The sequence below is a fragment of the Scytonema sp. UIC 10036 genome, from assembly GCF_009725235.1.
Map to the genome: position 1 here is coordinate 116,693 of NZ_WJFC01000008.1, position 20,579 is coordinate 137,271.

General features: G+C 42.4%; 13 protein-coding genes. 1 reads left to right on the forward strand and 12 read right to left on the reverse strand.

The window, feature by feature from the left end:
• Positions 1-12: 12 nt before the first annotated feature.
• Positions 13-3,888, reverse strand: coding sequence for a DNA polymerase III subunit alpha (gene dnaE, locus F7734_RS60555; protein ID WP_207714031.1), 3,876 nt, complete (start codon positions 3,886-3,888; stop codon positions 13-15).
• A gap of 463 nt (positions 3,889-4,351) precedes the next feature.
• Here dnaE and F7734_RS06175 point away from each other — a divergent pair, with 463 nt between their 5' ends.
• Complete coding sequence (locus F7734_RS06175; protein ID WP_155743866.1) at positions 4,352-5,641, forward strand: dicarboxylate/amino acid:cation symporter; 1,290 nt, start codon at positions 4,352-4,354, stop codon at positions 5,639-5,641.
• A 616-nt stretch (positions 5,642-6,257) separates the two neighbouring features.
• Here F7734_RS06175 and F7734_RS06180 read toward each other — a convergent pair.
• The 11 genes from F7734_RS06180 to F7734_RS06230 form a co-directional block, all read right to left on the reverse strand.
• The gene (locus F7734_RS06180; RefSeq protein ID WP_155743843.1) at positions 6,258-6,488 is read right to left on the reverse strand and encodes a hypothetical protein; all 231 of its coding nucleotides are present in this window, start codon (positions 6,486-6,488) and stop codon (positions 6,258-6,260) included.
• A gap of 467 nt (positions 6,489-6,955) precedes the next feature.
• Positions 6,956-8,611 (reverse strand): iron uptake porin, encoded by a 1,656-nt coding sequence (locus F7734_RS06185; protein WP_155743844.1) that lies wholly within the window; start codon positions 8,609-8,611, stop codon positions 6,956-6,958.
• 133 nt (positions 8,612-8,744) lie between these two features.
• Entirely contained in the window at positions 8,745-10,607 is a 1,863-nt protein-coding gene (locus F7734_RS06190) for an ABC transporter ATP-binding protein (RefSeq protein WP_166481756.1), read from the reverse strand.
• Between the two features lie 33 nt (positions 10,608-10,640).
• Positions 10,641-11,648 (reverse strand): aldo/keto reductase, encoded by a 1,008-nt coding sequence (locus F7734_RS06195; protein WP_243146722.1) that lies wholly within the window; start codon positions 11,646-11,648, stop codon positions 10,641-10,643.
• A gap of 2 nt (positions 11,649-11,650) precedes the next feature.
• Positions 11,651-13,507 carry an ABC transporter ATP-binding protein gene (locus F7734_RS06200; RefSeq protein WP_155743845.1) on the reverse strand — a complete coding sequence of 619 codons (1,857 nt, stop codon included), beginning with the start codon at positions 13,505-13,507 and terminating at the stop codon, positions 11,651-11,653.
• A 54-nt stretch (positions 13,508-13,561) separates the two neighbouring features.
• Positions 13,562-14,713 carry a glycosyltransferase gene (locus F7734_RS06205; RefSeq protein WP_243146723.1) on the reverse strand — a complete coding sequence of 384 codons (1,152 nt, stop codon included), beginning with the start codon at positions 14,711-14,713 and terminating at the stop codon, positions 13,562-13,564.
• Between the two features lie 85 nt (positions 14,714-14,798).
• Positions 14,799-16,001 (reverse strand): glycosyltransferase, encoded by a 1,203-nt coding sequence (locus F7734_RS06210; RefSeq protein WP_155743846.1) that lies wholly within the window; start codon positions 15,999-16,001, stop codon positions 14,799-14,801.
• A gap of 104 nt (positions 16,002-16,105) precedes the next feature.
• Positions 16,106-17,311: a glycosyltransferase gene (locus F7734_RS06215; RefSeq protein WP_155743847.1), complete on the reverse strand. Its 1,206-nt coding sequence runs from the start codon at positions 17,309-17,311 to the stop codon at positions 16,106-16,108.
• Positions 17,312-17,406: 95 nt separating this feature from the next.
• The gene (locus tag F7734_RS06220; RefSeq protein ID WP_155743848.1) at positions 17,407-18,618 is read right to left on the reverse strand and encodes a glycosyltransferase; all 1,212 of its coding nucleotides are present in this window, start codon (positions 18,616-18,618) and stop codon (positions 17,407-17,409) included.
• A 35-nt stretch (positions 18,619-18,653) separates the two neighbouring features.
• The gene (locus F7734_RS06225) at positions 18,654-19,466 is read right to left on the reverse strand and encodes a class I SAM-dependent methyltransferase (RefSeq protein ID WP_155743849.1); all 813 of its coding nucleotides are present in this window, start codon (positions 19,464-19,466) and stop codon (positions 18,654-18,656) included.
• Positions 19,467-19,579: 113 nt separating this feature from the next.
• Positions 19,580-20,401 carry a class I SAM-dependent methyltransferase gene (locus tag F7734_RS06230; protein ID WP_155743850.1) on the reverse strand — a complete coding sequence of 274 codons (822 nt, stop codon included), beginning with the start codon at positions 20,399-20,401 and terminating at the stop codon, positions 19,580-19,582.
• Between the last annotated feature and the right edge of the window lie 178 nt (positions 20,402-20,579).

A 20,579-nucleotide genomic window follows, 5' to 3' on the forward strand; every position in this document is an offset into this window, starting at 1 on the left:
TCAAAAGAGTAACTACTCTGGCAAACCATCAACCCTCATCAAATCCAAACCTCGTTCAAAAATTTCATCAATCGGTAACATTTCCCCACTAGTTGTCATAAACTTGTGGTCTTTTGTTGCTCGAATTACCGAACCATCATCCAAACAATATTCAAACACCTCCTGCTCACCGCGATCGTGCCATTGAGCAATTGGTTGAGTGTAAATATTCCCATTATTATCCACAGAATACACCGTACATTCAATACCTTTTTCCACAATTTTCCCAATTGGTAAAAAACCGTATTCCACAGTCAAAACTTCCGTATCATAGCTGAGACAATATTCAGCAAACTTCAACATTTGGTCAAATAAGTCATCAGCAATTTGTTTTTTCACACCATTTTTTGCCGAACCATCAACAAATTTTTCTCGCTGCTTCATCATTTCATCAACTTTCTTTTTCCCCATTGCACGACGCAGCAAATCGGCTTGACCTAAAGAATATCCTGCTAAATCCTGAGCCATTTTCATGATTTGCTCTTGATAACATAGCGTTCCATAAGTCTCTTCTAAAATAGGCTCTAAAATAGGATGCTGATACTCAACTTTCTCACGCCCGTGCTTGCGGTTAATAAACTTAGGAATCAGCCCAGCATCTAATGGACCGGGTCGATACAGTGCTAAAATTGAGGAAATATCTTCTATATTGGAAGGCTTTAAATCCCTTACAATCTGACGCATTCCAGAAGATTCTAATTGAAAGATTCCTTCTAAATCACCAGCTTCTAACAGTTCGTAAGTCTTTTTCACATCTTGTGGAAGTTTTGCACTGTCTCCACCTTTGGCTAATATTCTCTGAGCTTTTCTTTCCCAACTAGTAATTTCGTAAGGATCTATCTTATCCCCCCTGCTTTCTTGAATCAAATCAATGGTTTTTTGAATCATTGTCAGGTTTTTTAAACCGAGAAAATCCATTTTTAACAAACCCAAAGATTCTAAATCTTCCATGTAGTACTGAGTAATGACAGCACCGTCATTATTTTTTTGTAGAGGGACAATTTCATCTAAGGGATCGGAAGAAATCACCACACCTGCTGCGTGAACGCCAAAGGTTTTGTTAGTCCCTTCAATCCGAATTGCCATATCGAGCCAATGGCGAACTCGCTCTTCAGTATCATATTTTTGTTTGAACTCCGGTTCTGGGGTGTCGTCAGAAATCATCACTTTGAGTTTTGTTGGTTTTCCCCGAGAGACAGGAATCATTTTTGCCATTTTGTCTGCTTCCCCATAAGGAATATTTAACACTCTGGCAACATCTTTTAAAACGGCTTTGGAAGTCAGGCGGTTAAAGGTAATAATTTGTGCAACTCTTTCTTTCCCGTATTTTTGAGTGACGTACTCAATCACTTCATCCCGTCTTTCAATACAAAAATCTGTATCGATATCAGGCATAGATTTACGTTCGGGGTTGAGGAATCTTTCAAACAGCAAGCCGTGATGTACGGGATCGATGTTTGTGATTCCCATAGTATAAGCGACTAAAGAACCTGCCGCTGAGTTATGAATAGCAATTGAGTTTCCTACGTAGGAAGTATCTCCAGGAACTGTAATATCATACACGTAGCCTGTGTGGTTTAATGTTTGAATTTCTCTAATTTTCAGATAGATGTAATTCTCATCAACGTAAAAGCTATCATTTCTGTAAAACTTTTGTATTTTAACACCAATCGGAAAGTCAAGAAAGTCGCTGTTCCAGTCTAAAAGCTGTTTTCCTGACAATTTAACAGAGTATTCCGTAGCCCAATTTTCTTTTTGTTTGTGTCTTTTCAAAATTGATGCCCAATATCCAAAACGAGCTAGCAACAATCTTAATTGTGAGGCAAGGATCGTAGAGATAGTTGAATATGTAATAGTTGTCGTCTTTTCTTTTGTCCCAGGATGGCCATCTCCTCTAAAAAGATAGGCAATTAAAATTTTGGTGTACTCAGACTTACCTTTAACAACAATTTCATTAGGTATTTGTTTTTGATTAGCTCCTTTTCCACACAAGGCTGTTAAGAATTCTCCAACGATTCTTGAATAACTCAGAACTTGCACGGAGTTTTTTGTTGGATGAGGCGTTATTTTCCCCTCTAAATTGAAAATTCTATTTAAGAGGAGGCAAATTTCTTGAGCATAATCCATTTCATCACTGCAAAGTCCAAAACCTACAGTACACTCCCTGTCCTCTAACCTTGACCATCCCTCTGCAATGTAGTAGCCTAGGAGTCTGGCAAAGTCTTCATTAAATTTTATATACCTTGGAATTTTCTTTGTTGTTAAGCTATTACTTCCTATCTCATACCATATGGACTCATCATCAAATCTGACATAAGCACCGATTTCTATATAATTTAGAATATCAAAAGTAATTTCTTGCTCAGTAGATTGAACTCTAGGAAAAACAACGAAATCATTTTTCTTGAGTTGACCTGCTTCTATCCACTCTAATTGATAATCTTGATAAGGTTTGAGCGAGCAGTATCTAGTACAGGTAGGTTTACAAGGACTTACCTGTTTAAGTCCATTAACAATACAATCTTTCGTCTTTACAGCAAATATTTTGTGATCCTTAGTTAAACATAATTCTTCATTAGCTACTTTGATTTTAACGATTTCTTCATGGCACTCATACTCGTGCTTATAGGTAACAGGTAGAATATTACCTTTATGAGTGATGACTTGTTGCCCAATTTGAATATCTTTGATACAAACTTGTGTGCCAGTGGCAAGCATGACCTTTGTATCACCCAGTACACAACCCCTTCCAGGTCCCACGGGAATATCATTATCTCTGGCAAATTTGATGTAGTCCCACACAACTAGGAAGTATGTGGAGAATCCCATCTTTTGAATCATTGCAAGTTCATATTCCAGTCTTTCTTTATAGACTCGATCGACTTCATTTCTCGATTTCCGATTTAATTTTTGTAAAAGCCCAAGCCAAGCAACTTCTTCAACATAGGTATCAGCTGTGTGACCTGATGGGATGGGATAATTGGGAAGGCGCGGTTCCCCTAGAATATTGTAAGGTTCAACTTTGTCTGCAACTTCAACGGTGTTTGCGATCGCTTCTTCAATTACGTCTTCTGGCAAATGATCGCGAAAGAGCTTTTTCATCTCTTCTGCAGATTTTAAATATTCTGTTCCGGTATAGCGCATTCGATTGTCTTCAACAATCAATTTGCCCGTTTGGATGCACAACAAAGCATCATGAGCTTCGACATCGTAACAAGAAATAAAATGAGAATCATTAGTAGCTACAATTTTGATTCCCAATTCCCGTGCAATCTTGACTATTTCTACATTAACAATGCGGTCTTCTGGAAATCCGTGGTCTTGAATTTCTAAATAATAATCATCCCCAAAAACATCTTTATACCATTGAGCCACCCTACGAGCTGCATCTAATTTACCGCTCAGAATTGCTTGGGGAATTTCTCCACCCAAACAAGCACTCGTCACAATCAAACCTTCATGGTATTCTTTTAATAATTCTTTGTTAATACAAGGACGCGCAAAAATTCCTTTACCTTGGACTCCTTGGAGATTAGAAATTGATGTTAACTTAACTAAATGTTTGTATCCTTTTGTGTTTTTAGCTAAGACAATTTGATGGTATTTAGGACGGCGTTCCTGTTTTGTAATATCACCATTGATGATATACATCTCATTGCCAATAATTGGCTTAACATTGTTGTTGCGACAGGTTTTGATAAGTTCGATCGCCCCATACATAACTCCATGATCCGTGAGTGCGATCGCGTTGATACCAAGTTCAATAGCGCGTTCAATCAAAGCAGGTAATTGACTTGCACCATCTAATAAGCTGTAATCACTGTGAATATGTAAAGGAACAAAGGACATAAGCAGTTTAAAGATTAAAATAAAGAAGCTACTAGGTAAGCATACTCAAACCCTCCCCCACCTCGTTCCCAGGCTCCGCCTGGGAACGAGAGTGACAAAAGAGGCATCATAAGATACACGATTGCTAACAGCCAGTCAAGCATCTGTTATAAGTACAAGCGTATTTAAGGATAACGCAATTTGTGCCCCCATAAAATTAAGTTCTGCTATTGATTCAGAAAAACTCACCCAACAATGTGAATTCAATAAAGTGTAATACTCTTCTCTTGTGGGGTGGGCTTCCTCGCCCCCCCTCCCTAACGCACGAGTAAGGACACCCGTACTACAAGAGCATAGTGAGGTTCATGTATTTGAAAACTGCTGTATTTAGTTTGTAGCATCTAGTCACTAACCACTGTACGGGCGCGGCGCAAGAGTGCCCTTACTAACGACTAACCACTAACGACTAACCATGAACCAAGTAATGAACGAACAAAAAAGTCTGGATAAGCCGAAAACCCGCCCGTGGTGGCAAAGCATTCCACTGACATTACAAATTATTATCGCGCTAGTACTGGCGATCGCTTTAGGGATTGTACTGGGTGCAGGAAATCCCAGCCCAACAAACAAAGGCTTTATTGAAACTTTGGCGATTCCTGCAGAGTTAGTCCTGAAAGCACTCCGCGCCCTAGCAACACCATTGATTTTAATGGCAGTACTGCATACTTTTATGACAACCGTTATACCCGGTAGGGCGGGACGCCGTTTGGCAGTGTTGTTACTCACCAATACCACAGTCGCTATTCTTATCGGGCTGTTTGTAGCAAATGTACTGCGTCCCGGTACGTGGGGGCGTTTGGCTGCGACAGGAACTACAGAAATAGTAAAACGAGCTTTCGATCCTTGGGGACTGTTGAAAGATGCTGTCCCGCCTGCTATTCTCAGCCCTTTAGTAGATAATAATGTTATCCAGCTGATTGTTCTTGCCCTGACTTTTGGCATAGTTTTGCGTGCCATCAAATCAGAACAAATTGCTGCAAATAAGAGAGGGTTTCAGGCGATTGAGGATGCGATCGCAATTTTATTTGAAGCGATTATTCGAGTTCTTCACTGGGTCATTGCTACAGTACCGCTAGCAGTCTTTGGTATTGTATCAAAAACTGTTGCCGAAAAAGGTTTTGAGCCATTTAAATCTTTAGGAGCATTTGTGATAGCAGTACTGTTAGCGTTGGTATTGCAAGCCTGCTATTACCTATTGCGAGTCCGATTTGGTTCTTGGGTGAATCCGCTCAACTTCCTGCGTGGCGGTACAGATGCTTTTTTAACTGCTTTTTCAACAGACTCCTCCGTAGCAACAATGCCCATTACATTTGATATTTTGCAGCACAAAATAGGTGTGAGAGAATCTTCCGCTTCTCTAGGCGCATTAGTTGGCTCAAATTTCAACAATGACGGAACTGCTCTTTATGAAGCCATGTCTGCATTATTTATCTCGCAAGTCATCGGGCAAAATTTAAGCTTGCTACAGCAACTCATAGTCATTCTAACATCGATTTTTGCATCCGTAGGTGCCGCTGGTATTCCAGAGGCGGGATTGGTAACCATGACATTGGTTTTCAGTTCTGTTGGCTTGCCTACAGAGTATATTGCTTTGTTAGTCACAGTCGATTGGTTCCTAGATCGATGCCGCACTGTCATCAATGTTATGGGAGATATGACTGTAAGTGCTTTAATTGATGGGAAAAAACCGCAATCGGCAACCGACACTGATTAAGTGTCTTAACAAAACGCTGATAAATGTTGAGAATTGAGAACTTTTGGGAATGCTTTTAGATAGAGAACACATGAAATAACTCTCTCTTTCTGCCTGTAAAAACACTACGGCTAACAGCTTCGCAATGACGGTTAAACCTTCGTCCCCAACATCCTCCTAGTTTCTAAAAAAGAAAACCTTTCAGCTTGACAAATACACGATCGCCAAGCTGTCTGCTTTAATAGCGCTGGGATTTTTAGGTAACTATTTCAATTTCCCCCTATTTTTTTCTGGAAATTTTACCTTCGGTAGCATTGCGACTCTTTTTATTACCTATATCTAGGGAACCTTATGGGGAGTCATCGCAACGTTTATTGCCGCAGTCTATATGCTTTGGCTTTGGGGACATCCTTTTGCGTTAATATCGCTCAACTTAATGATAATCATCACACAGGGCGCGAGAAATAAGGTGTCGAAGTTTCAATCTTCTCAATTTATTGATAAGCTAAGAAGGGTTGGCAATAAAAATGTCAGCTTATACGCAAATTCTGTGGGCTGAAACCGCTATAAATTCGTTGCCACAATTTCACGTTATGTGCTTATAGATAGTTCCACTAAATTCTGAATAAGGGTAAAACTATTTAATTATGAAGCAATTTACTGATAAAGTGATTCTGATTACAGGAGGTAATTCTGGTATTGGCAGAGCTACAGCATTGGCTATGAATTGAGAAGTTGCACTACCTTTACTATCTCTACCAACAATTATTTCAAACCATAACATATTTTGTTGGCTCTTTTTAACATGAGATATGGCATAAGTAGGATTAGCATCAGGGTTACCTACTATCCAGCCGCCTAAAAGCATCTAAGGGCAAACGCATTTGCAGTTCTCAATATAAGTGATATTGTTGATTGTGATGAGAATTTTCTCATTAATTCTTCATTGTCTTTTCATAAACGTATTGAATATTAGTATAACAAGAGATTAAATTCTCGTTGGTGCTTACAAGTACCTTTCTCTCGTATCTTAACGATACAGTTCGGCAAAGAAAAAAGTTAAACAAAACGTACATTAAGAAGACAAAAGGCTGAGAGCCGCTACAATCCCTCTCTCGTCATGGCAAAGGGTTTGATCTCAAAATACTTATTCGGGTGTGATTGATTACAATCTCACCCTTTTTTTTTACAAGTTTGTGTCCATCTTTGCCATGTAATTTGGATGGATGGAATAATATCAAGTTCGGGTAATTACTTACAATAAAATTTATCAACTACACATATTATAAGTGTTGAACCGAACCTGATATAATCGCGCCTATCGATTCTACATGGTTAGAAACGAAAAGTAGTTCGGATGACTCCTACATAGAGCGTGTTATTGCTGTCGTTATGCTCTGGATTGGTAATCATGAACACTCCGGGTGTAATATAAATGTTGTCGGTAACCTTGAAGCGATAGAAAGCTTCTATATGTAAAGAAGTGTCTGGATCGGTAAATCTATTGCCGAAATCGTTGCTCGTGACTTTAGGTGGTTGACCGAATACAATACCGACTAAGTTACCTTCTCCACCAAGATCGGGAAAGATTAAGGTGATGGCATAGTTAAAGATACTAGCTTCTGGTTCACCGGATAAGTCTTCGGCTTTTGCTTTGGTGTAGCCAATCCAACCCCCTAAGATAAAGTTAGAGCTAATATCAAACCTACCCTCAAGACCAAAGGAATCCGCCGTTATGTGGTCTGCGTCTCCATCAAAAGGGTCATTAGCAAGTTCGCTCCCAGTTCCTGTATCAAGGAGATTGTAGGAGCGCAGATAAGTCAAACTGAAATGCAATTCATCAGTAGGCTCTACATATACTTGGGCAATGGCTCCATAGGGACTTTTGAAAATTCCAGACCTGGTGTCGTCCGCATCGTCAACTAAATAACCTAATCCCACACTGACAACATCATTAAATTCATAATTTATACCAACCCCTGTGCTACCGATTTGTCGGTATATGGGGTTGCGTCGTCCAAAACGAGAGATAGCACCACGGCTACTGCTGTCTAAGGGGTTGAGTGAGATGGCAAAGTCATCTGCAGAAGCTTGTGCGTTGATGTATACAGTTGCTTGCTTGGAAATGGGAAAACTATATTGAAGTGTACTTAACTCAAATTCATTATCATTACTGCCTTCAAACCCCAAGCGAGTCATGACAGTACCTGTAACATCATCATCAAATCTAGGAATATCTCTCGCTTGTAATTCGAGTATTAAATTATCTTTCCCAGTGAAGCTGGTCTCAAAGCTTAAATTCAGTCGGCTGCCAAAGACAATATTTTCTTCCACTGGCTCATCGTCGTCATCAGCCTTATTGTCACCAATAGCTCCAGCAACGGCAAAGATGGCACTTCCTTTTAGCCTGAGAGTTGGTGCAAACTGTTGCGCTGTTAACTGGGAAACCTTTGCTTCTAGGTTGTCTAGCTGTCCCCGTAAAGCTGATAGCTCTGCCGCAAATTCTGATTGTAACCGTTGCACGGTAACTAAATCCTCTTTCTCGATCGCCTCAGCAGTACCCACAGCAATTAGCTTGTTAATTTGGTTCAAGCAAGTTTCTAGACCTGTCGCAAACTCATATCGGTTAAGATTGCGATCGCCTCGATAAGTACGGTCGGAATATCCAACGATGCATTCATAGCGCTCAATCAGAGATTGTAAAGCTTGGAATGCCCAATCGCTGGGATTAACATCAGACAGTTCCGAAACTGATGTCAACTGAACCAGAGCGTTAGTTTTTTGTGAGTATTGGTCAGTTTGTTCGAGAGAAAGAGTCGGTTGGTCTGGAACTAAAACTTTATTATCTGGATTTACTTTAGTGGCTGGAACTTCACTAGCAAGGGCACTGCTGGCTATTAGTAAAAAAGTTGTACTAAGGAGCAGTGATTCAATTCCTAGGACATTTCGTACATACTTAAGCGTTTTATTAAGCGTTTTAAGGGTGAGCATTGCGGTAGATGGCAAACTTATAAAAAATCAGAATTTTGATATAAAACAGACGTGCTCGCACCCTTAAAAAACTTGGTCACTGGTCATTGGTCATTGGTCATTGGTCATTGGTCATTGGTCACTGGTAAGCGTGTCAATTACAGAGATGCTCAATGCTTTCCTCATCGTTGGTATTATTTTGAGGATAGATAGCGAGCTGTATTCTGTATAGGGCAGCATAACAGCCGTTATTCTGCATGAGTTCCTGATGAGTTCCGCTCTCGACGATGCGCCCGCCCTCAAGGTAGAGAATTACATCGGCGTGAGCTACCAAGTGCAAGTCGTGGGTGATGATAAAGGTGGTGCGACCTTTGGCTAAATTTTCCAAAGCTGTAATGACCGCACGTTCATTTTCCTTGTCCAAACCAGTGGTGGGTTCATCCCAAATCAGGATGGGGGCATTACGGATAGCAGCGCGAGCGATCGCAATTCGTTGGCGTTGTCCACCAGATAAGGTAGCGCCGCGATCGCCGAGGATGGTATCATAGCCATCGGGCAATGCCATGATAAAGTCATGAGCATTGGCAAGGCGTGCCGCTGCCTTAATTTCTCGGTCTGATGCACCCAGTGACCCATAGGCAATGTTTTCTCGTACACTCGCTGCAAACAACACGCTTTCTTGCAGCACAATGCCGATCTGCCGTCGTAAGGAATCTAGCTTGTACTCGCGGAGGTCGTGTCCATCGATGATAATGCGACCTTCTAAAGGATCGTAGAGACGTAGGAGTAAACTGACTAGGGTTGACTTCCCACCTCCAGATGCTCCAACCAGCGCGATATGCTGACCTGGTTTTACCTCCAAGTTCAGGTTGTTGAAGACGTTCTTTCCCGGTTCATAACCAAAGGTAACGTTCTCGAAACGCACCGCGCCCCGAAAAGGGGGAGCATTCAGCGCACCTCGTGAATCCCGAACTTCGGGTACAATGTCCAGTATGTCTATAATTCGCTCCCCCGAAGCTGTCGCCTTGGTAATCTGCTCTGTGTACTTGGCAAGTTGGCCAATGGGCTTAAAGGCGTTCCTGAGGTAGGTAATGAATATGAGCAAGTCTCCTGGGGTAATGACATGACGCTGCACGAGTTGTACGCCCCGCCATAACACGAGAGCCGTTGCGATCGCTGCTAAGACTTCCACTATGCGCTCTTGTCTTGCTTGTAGTTTTTCCACCAGAGCGTCTTCTTTGAGGTTCTTTTTGTTGTGGATAGAAAAGGTCTTTTCCAGCATATCCTCCAAAGAGAGCGCTTGTACTACTTTGATAGCATTGAACGCTTCGGCGGCGCTAGCAGCCATTGCTCCTTCGCGTTTGCGTTGCTTGCGGGAAACTTCCCGCAGGCGCTTGGTCACTTGTAGACTGTACAGAACAAACAAAGGAAAAACGGCGATCGCAATGAGAGCCAATTCCCAATTTAGCCAGAAAACGATGCATAACATCCCAACCAGAGTCAGGATACTGGTCAACAGTGGTACGACACCAGTGACAGTCACTCCCCGCAGCTTCTCAATATCATGTATCACCCTGGTCATTAAGTCACCACTTCTGGCTGTATAATGAAAGGACAGAGAGAGACGCTGAAGGTGAGCATAAAGAATACCACGCACATCAGCAATAATACGGTTAGCTGCCACTGATAGACCCAAACTACTTAAGTAAGCAGCGCTAGACCGCAAACCAGCGAGCGCGACCATTGCCAACACCAGGACGGTGATGAGAGTTACTGGCTTCAACCCGTACAAGAATGGGATTCCCAAAGACTTAGTGTTAAAGCCAGTTGTCATTATCTGGTCAAAAAGAATTTTTAACGGCCAAGGCTCTAGCAACCCCAAAGCAGTTTTGGTTAGGAGTGCTAGCAAAGACAGCACTAATAAGAATCCTTGCTTGCGAATTTGCGGCCAAAATCTACGTACAATCTCCCGTAGACCAGGTATCGATTTTTGAAGTTTTTGAGGACTGCGGCTCACTGAAACTGCTCCCTGTGTTCAACAATTCTTGTTTCAACTAGCGTAGTCAGCTCCAACCATGGCAGTTTCCCGTTCCTCGATCTGACGCTCTAAGGACAGGAGTAGATTGTTTCTCTCTTCAGCAGACAAGACTCTGTCCCCTGCTTTGGCGTTGATGGTTGCTTGTTCGGGGGATTTGGCTCCGGGTATTGCCACTGGTTGTATTGGATGCGATGTGACAAAACGCAGGGCTGCCTTGACCATCTCCTCTCCGGGAGTCAATGTCTTTTTGAGGTCTTCTAGTGTAGCAAATTTGTTCTGTAGTTTTAATTGTTTGCTTTCTTTCTTGTGCCACTTAGCTCGGACGCTATCGGTAAACACGGTATCGGCAGAATATTTGCCTGACAAAAGACCCTTGGCAAGAGGTCCGCGTACCAATACACCTATACCATGTTCTTGGCAATAAGGCAATATTTGAGACTCGGCATCGCGATTCAACAGCGAATATTCCAACTCCACCACACTACAGGTGTTATTGACATTAAATCGTTTCAACACTTCAAAATTATTAGTTGATATGCCGTATGCTCGGATGTTACCTTGTTGCTTAAGAACCTCAAAGGCTTCCAGGTAAATAGTAGGATCTTCAATATCACCCTCATGGCAAAGTAGTGCATCGATCCAGTCAGTACGCAGCCGATACAAGGAAGCATGGGCGCAAAGGCGGATGTTATCTACTGTATTTTTTGGTATGTGTTCACCTGTACGATTTCCCCAATGACCGATCTTGCTGACTAGGTGGACTTGATGACGAATACCTGTCAATGCTACCCCCAAGCGCTGTTCGGACAATCCTTGGGGAATGCCGTATGACTCAGCACAATCAAACAGATTTACGCCATTGTCGAAAGCACTGCGTACAGTAGCAAAAGCAGTTGTGTCATCAATCTCGCCCCATTGATTGCCGATATTCCAAGTGCCCAACCCGATAGCCGACACTTTCCATCCTGTTTGACCAAATTCCCTATAAAGCATCACAAATTCTCCTTCCTGTTCGTTCAAAATTACCCTGCATGAGTACCTGCTTCTGGAATGCTGTCGCCAACTGCGGACATATGCTGAGACAGCGCTGCGTACCGACCGCCTCGGCGCATCAGTTCCGCATGGGTACCTTGCTCTAAAAGTTTTCCCTTTTCTATATAAAGGATGAGATCCGCGTTTTCGACTGCTCTGGGGTTGTGGGAAATGAGAAAGGTAGTTTTCTCCTGAGTCAGTCGGTCGAGTGCCGAGGTAACAGCACGCTCATTTTCTTTGTCTAAGCCAGTTGTTGGTTCGTCGAGGATGACTATGGGGGCATTGCGGATAGCAGCACGGGCGATGGCAATTCGCTGGCGTTGTCCACCTGAAACAGTTTCCCCCCGCTCGCTTAGAATGGTTTTATAGCCTTTAGGAAGTTGCATAATAAAGTCGTGGGCATTGGCCAAACGAGCCACTGCCTCGATCTCCTGCTGTGAAGCTTCCAGAAAACCGTAGGCAATGTTATCTCGGACACTAACCGCAAATAGAACACTATCTTGCAGCACTATGGCGATCTGGCGGCGCAAGGATTCCAATTTGTATTCCCGAAGGTCATGCCCATCAATGAAAATGCGACCTTCTATAGGATCGTAGAGACGCAACAGCAGACTCACCAGGGTTGACTTACCACTGCCCGAGGGACCAACCAACGCCACACGTTGACCGGGTTGCACCTCAAAGTTGAGGTTTTTCAAGATGACTCTTTCTGACTCGTAGCCAAAGGACACATTTTCAAAACGCACCGCGCCCCGAAAGGGAGGAGCATCGAGCGCACCCCGCGAATCGCGAATCTCTGGTACCATGTCTAGTACATCTAAAAGGCGCTCACCTGAGACTGTTGCTTTAGCAAGCAGTCCTGTTTGCTTGGCGATTTGACGCATGGGTTCTAAGGCTGTCTTATAGTAGCTAATGAACACCAACAAATCCCCAGGGGTCAGCGTTTTGTGTAGTATTAATATTGAACCCCGCCAGATCGCAAATGCCATAGCGATCGCAATCAAAATTTCCACAGTCCGCGTTAGCATTCCTCTGAGTTGCTCGGTTTCAGTTCCTTCATCCAAGCTTTCATTGTTGAGCTTAGAAAAAGTTTCCTCTGCCATTTCTTCAAGTGACAGCGCCTGTACTACCTTAATGGTGTTCATGGCTTCGGCAACTGTATTTGCCATAGATCCTTCAGACTTGCGATGTCTGCGGGTAGCAACTTGAATGCGATTTACCAGAGGCGTGCTCCAGAGAACTAATAATGGAAAAGTGGCGACTGCTATCAAAGTCAGTTCCCAATGCAGCCATAACATAATCCCCAACATCCCAACCAAGGTAAGGAGATTGGTCACTAGCGGTAGGGCAACTTTGATAGTTACTGACCTTATCCGCTCGACATCATACGTAATCCGAGTAATCAGATCGCCACTTTTGAACTGCTTGTGAAAGGAAAGGGAGAGACGTTGCAAGTGACTGTAAAGATGACCGCGAACCTCTGCCATGACAAAGTTGGCTGCCATTGCCATGCCAAATGTACTTAAGTAAGTAGCCAAAGCACGCAAAGTCGCGATCGCCACGATAGCCGAAGCCAAGAGCGTCAGTAGCAGCATTGGATTCATTCCTTTAATCGCTGCTGAGATCCCCAGGCGTTCTGTGTTGGATTCCGTCACAAGAATGCTGTCAAAGATAAACTTTAACGGCCAAGGCTCCAGTAACTTTAAAGCTGTCTCGAACAAGAGTGCCAAGAACGAACCAGCAATCAAGAATTTCTGCTTGCGAATCTGCGGCCAGAACCTTTGAAAAATCCGCAAACCATCTGGTAAAACTGCTTTCAGGTTTTTTCCCGGCGAACGAGCGCCCATGTACTTCTCTCCCCAATGCTTAAACAGCTAAATTCCAGGCATCGCTCCTGCTTATTATGCCTCCAAAACGCGATCTTTTGACCTTAATTCGGGAGATACTATGAGATTATCACTAGACTTGGACTGCTTTGAGGCTTGAGTCTGATGACTTTGGGGATAAATCTTTTCGTAGCGGTTGCTAATCCAGCGGTTCAGCCGTCTTTCTAGGGGAATGAGAACTTTTTCTAACCATTGGCTGTCTTTGCCAAAGGTCAAGCGGCGGATCAAAGGTTTGAGGAATGCCTCGTGTCGCCGATGACCCAGCTTTTTATACCGTCTTTGAAGATAGGGATCGTCATCAGAAAGATTCCACTTGTCACGGTAATAATGCAGGCTCTCTAGCTCCCACGCATCACTCCAGCGTACCATAAAAAAGTGAAGATCTGACCACTGGAATTGCGTTCCTTGAATATATCCTGCATCTGCAAGATTTTTTTGTGCCTCGCCTACCGCCAAGGTATCTGTGAATACGATAGACTCTCGCTCACAGTAAATGCTCGCTCCAGCCTGAGTCGTCATTAAACAGAGATCGATGTACTCTCTGGTATTTAACAATCTTTCATCAAGGAGTTCGACGCGATCGAAGAGTTCATTGCGGACGAGTACACAGTGCATCTCAACAAAATCACACTTTATACGGTGGAGTTGATCGCGCACATCGGCCATTGGTATGCCGTTAAAATAGGACTTTTGTTTATTGCGCCATACGGTTTTGCCATCTACTGTCTCCGCTACAATGCGAACTTTCCCACCACCATTATGAATGATTTCATGTTCGGGCTTACCAATGCATGTCAAAGGACCAACAACTCCCGCTCCTGTTTCCTCAGCACACTGCACTAATTTCTCCAACCAGCCTGACTTGATAACTACATCGTTATCAATGAAGACAATATACTTAGTCTTCACTTCACGCCGTCCTATGTTTCTGGCTCGATTGGGAGAAAGGAAATAATCAGAGCGAATTAGTTTAAACTGCTTTTGCTGTGCTTGCTCTTCCAGATAGCGTCGGATGTGGGAGGGCGAACCACAATCCACATAAACTAAATCGAAAGGATAATTAGTGTCCTTATAAATACTTTCCAAAGACTCACAGCTATAGCTAAAACGCTCTCGTGGTACTACAACAAGAGTAACTAACGGATTGTTCATGGTAGATGCGGTCATATCTAAACCTCCTTGTGGTAATTTTGCGTTGTCTCCTTAAGCTGGTAGTTGCGCTGTCTTCGCATGCATTGCAACTTTAAACGACTTATGCAGCAGAATAAGCAGCAGTAACCGGGCTTTGAAGTAACTCTTTGAGCAACAAAGCAGTTTTCTGTGCGCCTTGAAGTTCAAAAGGTTTAAAGCTGTTCTTCACTGGCTCTTTATTGAGACAGGCGATAATTTTCTTGGTAAAATTCACTGGTTCCAAATCGTAAGGACGAATAACCTCAACCATTCCCAGCTTTTCTAGCTTCTCAGCCCTAATTTCCTGCTCCCAATCTTTATTAGAGGGAAGAATCATGGCTCTGACGCCAGTTCTAACAATGTTCATTGTGGTGTTGTAACCTCCCAAACTAATTGAAATAGCTGCTTTTTCCATGTACTTAAGTAAGTGAGGAGTGTATTTTCTTATAGAAATATTGGTTCTCTCTTTGACTGATTCTTGCAGTTCTAAAAACTTATTATCTGGTATAAAAGGCCCTGTAAAAACTATAATTTGGTGTGGTAAAAAGAACTCAATAATTGAACTGACTTCCACAATACTTTCTAATAGTTCGTGTCCCAGTTGACCTCCACCCACACTCACTAAAATCATCGGTTCTTTCATATTCAGGCTGAAGAAATCTTTATCCGCGATCGCACAATTTTCTGGTAGTGATTGTGCAACATATCCCGTGTAACGAATATCACAGTGAATATCTTTAACTCTAGAAAAGCTTTCTTCTAACCTGTGAAATTGTGGATCTGAATGAACCAGTAGCATATCATAGTACTGATTCAATAATTTACAAGTCTTTTCAAGCACCTCGGCTCGATTTTGGTAGGGTTGCGCCATCACAATATCTCGAAGACTGCAAACAACCTTGGTTGAGCGCCCTGTTGATTGGATTCGCTCTAGTAGTGGAATCGATTCAAACTCAAACTGATACTTTTTGAATGGATAACCTTCTGTGATTAAGCAATCAGGCTTAAACTCATCAAACACTTTAAGCAATAGATTTTTTCGGTTCTCCTTAACTTCCTCAAGATTTTGAGAACTGTCGGCTACCTTAATTTGTTTGTTTTCTGACAGAAGTAGGGGAAGAGTCACTACTTCAACGGCAGGTGGGATTTCTAACTCTTGCACCTCCGTTCCAGCCTTGACAAAACAAACTTTGAAGTCTTTGGCTAAGCTATGCAGAATTTCTACACTGCGAATAAGATGACCCATACCTAAATGGTATTGGCAGTAAAACATGATTTTTTTCATGCACCTGAACTCCACTTTTTCAGTTGTTTTTATAAAAAATTAACCGCTGATGAACGCTGATGAAGGCTGATAAATTTGTGCCTCAACAGACTAGAAACGCTGTATTAAGCAACAGAATAAGTAGAAGCTACCTGACTTTGAAGTAATTCTTTGAGCAAAAAAGCAGTTTTCTCTGCACCTTGAAGTTCAAAGTAGTCAAAGGTATCTACAATTCTTTCTTTGTTCAAACAGGTGTTAATTTTTTTAACAAGACGCTCTGGATGCAAATCATCAGGACGAATCATCTCTAGAATTCCTAGTTTCTCAAGCTTTTGAGTCCTGATTACCTGCTCGTTATCTTTATCAGAGGGATAAATCATGGAGCGGACGCGAGTGCGGAGAACATTCATGGTGGTGTTGTAGCCCCCCAAACTAATAGAAAGACTTGCTTTTTCCATATAGGCAAGTAGATTTGGGGTGTATTGCCGCAAGGTGATATTGACTCGATCTGCTGCTAATTCTTGCAGTTCTAAAAACTTTTCTTCTGGAATAAAAGGTCCCGTAAAAACTTGAAGATGATGCGGCAAATAGTTTTGAAAAATCGGGGCAGCTTCCAAAATACATTTTAGCAGGTCATGTCCCAATCTTCCACCACCAACACTCACTAAAATCATCGGTTCTTTTCTATTTAGGCTGACAATATCTTCATCAGTTGTTACAAAATTTTCCGGTGGTGATTGCACAACATATCCCGTGTAATGGACTTGACAGGTCAGCTCGTTAGCTCTGGAAAAGCTTTCTTCTAATCTATGAACTTTTGGATCGGAATGAACCAGTAACATATCAAAGTACTGATTCATGAATTGACATCTACTCTCTTCCTCTTTGGCTCGGTCTGCATATTCCTTCACCATGATGATATCACGCAGGCTGCAAACAACCTTAGTTAAATGCCCTTTTGCTTGCACTTGTTCTAATAGTGGAACTAACTCAAATGCCAAAGCTTTTTTCTTACTAAACGGATAACCTTCGGTAACCAAACAATCAGGCTGAAACCGCTCGAAAACTTTCAGAAGTTGATTTTTTCGCAACTCTTTTACTGTCTCAAGGTTCTGGAAACTGTCCACTACATTGAGCTTTCCGTTCTCTATCCGAAGCGCTGGAAGATTGACTACTTCCACGGCTGGTGGAATTTCAAAACCCTGGACAATCTGTCCACCGTCGATGAGACAAACTTTAAAATCCTTAACCAAGCTCCGAATAATTTCTGTAGTCCGAACAAGATGACCCATACCTAAAAGATTTTGACAGTAAAACATGACTTTTTTCATGCAACTGACCTCTATTTTTTCAGCCTTTTTTGATTTTTACAACATGACATTTCATTCAATTTTAAACCTCGGTTAATTTTTCCTGCTCTCACTTTTTAGACAGTAGAATAAGCAGCAGATACCTGGGTTTGCAGGAATTCTTTAAGCAATTCACTAGATTTCTGCGCGCCTTGGAGATCGAAAAATTCAAAAATACCCTTAACTCGTTCTTTGCTCAGATATGCAATAATTTTTTGGGCAAGATGAGCGGGTTCTAAATCGCTAGGACGAATAACTTCAACAATTCCCAGATTCTCCAACTTCTGAATTCTGATGACCTGCTCGTTCTCTTTTTCGGAGGGAAAAATCATGGAGCGAACGCCTGTTCGTAGAACGTTCATTGTGGTGTTGTAGCCACCCAAACTAATTGACAGATCCGCTTTCTGCATATATGCTAGCAAGTCTGGAGTGTAGCGCCGTAGGGTAATATTGTTTTTATCTGTTGCTAGTTTTTGCAGTTCTGAAAACTGCTCTTGTGGCAGGAAGGGTCCGGTAAAAATGTGAATATGATGCGGCAAATACTGTTCAAGAATTGAAGCAGCTTGTACGGCAGATTCTAGGAGTTCATATCCCATTCTACCCCCACCAATGCTGACTAAAATCATCGGTTCTTTCCGACTCAGGCTGGCGATATCCTCATCAGTCATTACAGGATTTTCTGAGGGTAATTGTGCTACATAGCCCGTGTAATGAATTTGACAAGTTAAATCTTTAACTTTAGAAAAGTTTTCTTCTAATCTGTGAACTTTTGGATCGGAATGAAACAGTAGCATATCAAAGTACTGGTTCATCAATGCACAAATTTTCTCTTCTAGTTGGGATTTTCGCTCCAAATCGGTCTTATTCGACGACAGAATGACATCTCGAAGACTACAAACAACTTTGGTGGAATACCCTGAGGATTTTACACGATCTAGCAGTGGAATCAACTCAAAGGAGAGCTTGCGCTTGCTAAACGGAAAACATTCTGTAATTAAACAATCTGGCTGAAACTGCTCGTAAACCGCAAGTAATTGATTTTTTCGCAACTCTTTAACTTCTTCAAGACTTAAAGAAGTGTCCACTGGCTTAAGTTGTCGGTTCTCTAGCCAGAGCGCAGGAAGCTGAACGACTTCCACCGCAGGCGGAATTTCAAACCCTTGCACAATTTCTCCACCATCGACAAGGCAAACTTTGAAGTCTTTAACCAGGCTGCGAATAATTTCTGTACTGCGAACAAGGTGACCCAGACCCCAAAGATTTTGGCAGTAAAACAGGATTTTTTTCATACAATTACTAATTTTTTTCCGTTAAAGTCAGTTTTTTATCGCTTCCATGCAAGGTGTATCGTGAGTGGTATCGTCTCGATGAACTCCCCTGACGGTACTACCTCAATCAGCGTTGCGTTCAAATCCTCTTCAAACTGTGTGACGCGATCGCCCAGAAATTCCCGCGAACAAAAGGATGTTGAATACAAATAGCCAATGATTTTATCTATATTCCAATAATGTTTAAACTCTAGTTTTTGCTTTGCTACCCTTGCAAAAGATGACTGAGCAAGCAAGTCTTTTGCCGAGGTTTCAGTAGTACTGTAGGCGCTCCTATTGCTTGTCCCTGCTCGACGTTCTTCACCCAGCCATTTCTTGATAACTTCAACGGTCTTTTGCTTCCAAATTTCGGTACTTTTCCAAAAACTTCTGTTAGTATAAACGATCGCTAGACCGCCATCATCTGACAGCAAGTCATAACAGCGTTCGAGAACTAGTTCCTTCTTCATCCAGCAGAAGGCGTCGCCAATAGTAACTAGTTTAAAAAAGCCCTGGCTTGAAGAAAACAGTTCTGCAGATTGCTCAACCCATGTGATATTGCTAGCACCAAATGCTTCTGCTTCTTTTCGAGCCTCTCTCAGCATTTCCGGTTGAGGATCTACCCCAACGACCTCTTGAAAACGGTCAGACAATGGAATGGCGATATGACCGGTTCCGCAACCAAGATCTAGGAGTCTTCCCTGTCCGTTTAAATTAAATCTCTCTGATAGCACTTCAAACAAGGTGTTTGGATATGGTGGTCTGTAGCGGGCATAGTAACTAGCAGTACCTTTGAATAATGTAGGGTCATGAGTGCTAAGTGTAACCATCGTTCAGAAATTCTCCTCAAAATGAATGTTTCAGAAATTTGTAGATAGCCTGTTAAGAGCACACCTATTTTTATTTGCTGCTTTTATGCATGGCAACAAGTCGGGACTTTTGGTTAACTCAATTGTTTCCACGCCAGGTGTACGGTGAGTGGTATTTTCTCCTTGAATTTCCCTGATGGTTCTACCTCAAGCAACTTTTTCTTCAGATCCGCTTCAAATTGCAGAACGCGATCGCCAAGAAGGGACTGGGAACAAAAGGATGTGGAATACAAATAGCCGAGGATAGTTTTGAGCGTCCACTTTTGCTTAAACTTGAATCTACACTTTTGTGTCCGAGCAAAAGGTATTCTAGCAAGCAGCCTATTTTTAGAGATTGTAGAGGTTGTGTAGAAACTCTTAGTGGTACTCCCAGCGCGACGCCGATCGCCCAGCCATTTTTTCACAACTTCAATGATTTTCTGCTTCCAAAGTTCATCGGGATTTTTCCAAAAATTTCTGCTAGTACTAATAATTGCTACTCCGCCATCATCCAATAGCAAATCGTGACAGCGCTGGAGAACAAGTTCTTCATCCATCCAATGCAGGGCTTTGCCAATAGTAATGAGTCGAAAGAAACCCAAGCTTGGAGAAATCTGTTCTGCCCGTTGCTCAACCCATGTGATATTGCTAGCACCAACTGTTTCTGCTTCTCTTCGAGCCTCTCTCAGCATTTCCGGTTGAGGATCGAGCGCGACAACCTCTTCAAAACAGTCAGATAATGGAATTGCGATTTCACCAGTCCCGCAACCGAGATCGAGGAGTCGTCCCTGTCCATTAAGATGGAATGCTTCTGATAGCAGTTTAAACAAGCTGTTTGGATATTGCGGTCTGTAGCGGGCGTAGTACTTAGCAGTACCTTTGAATAATGTTGGGTCGTACATGGGAAGCGCATTCATAATTCAAAAGTTTTCTGTAACATAAATGCCTCACAAAAGACGGGGATTGAAAGGTCAGCAATGGAATTTAGTAGATGCTTGCAGATAGTAAGCTACGCATAACCCCCCTCTGTGAGAGGGGTTGTCGGGATTTGAAACGTGTAAAATCCCCAAAATCCCGTTGAGGTTGCGTTAGTCC

Bases quoted from the DNA above. Each gene is read 5' to 3' on its own strand.
- dnaE (WP_207714031.1), bottom strand. From the start codon at position 3,888: ATGTCCTTTGTTCCTTTACATATTCACAGTGATTACAGCTTATTAGAT.
- F7734_RS06175 (WP_155743866.1), top strand. From the start codon at position 4,352: ATGAACGAACAAAAAAGTCTGGATAAGCCGAAAACCCGCCCGTGGTGG.
- F7734_RS06180 (WP_155743843.1), bottom strand. From the start codon at position 6,488: ATGCTTTTAGGCGGCTGGATAGTAGGTAACCCTGATGCTAATCCTACT.
- F7734_RS06185 (WP_155743844.1), bottom strand. From the start codon at position 8,611: ATGCTCACCCTTAAAACGCTTAATAAAACGCTTAAGTATGTACGAAAT.
- F7734_RS06200 (WP_155743845.1), bottom strand. From the start codon at position 13,507: ATGGGCGCTCGTTCGCCGGGAAAAAACCTGAAAGCAGTTTTACCAGAT.
- F7734_RS06205 (WP_243146723.1), bottom strand. From the start codon at position 14,713: ATGACCGCATCTACCATGAACAATCCGTTAGTTACTCTTGTTGTAGTA.
- F7734_RS06210 (WP_155743846.1), bottom strand. From the start codon at position 16,001: ATGAAAAAAATCATGTTTTACTGCCAATACCATTTAGGTATGGGTCAT.
- F7734_RS06215 (WP_155743847.1), bottom strand. From the start codon at position 17,311: ATGAAAAAAGTCATGTTTTACTGTCAAAATCTTTTAGGTATGGGTCAT.
- F7734_RS06220 (WP_155743848.1), bottom strand. From the start codon at position 18,618: ATGAAAAAAATCCTGTTTTACTGCCAAAATCTTTGGGGTCTGGGTCAC.
- F7734_RS06225 (WP_155743849.1), bottom strand. From the start codon at position 19,466: ATGGTTACACTTAGCACTCATGACCCTACATTATTCAAAGGTACTGCT.
- F7734_RS06230 (WP_155743850.1), bottom strand. From the start codon at position 20,401: ATGAATGCGCTTCCCATGTACGACCCAACATTATTCAAAGGTACTGCT.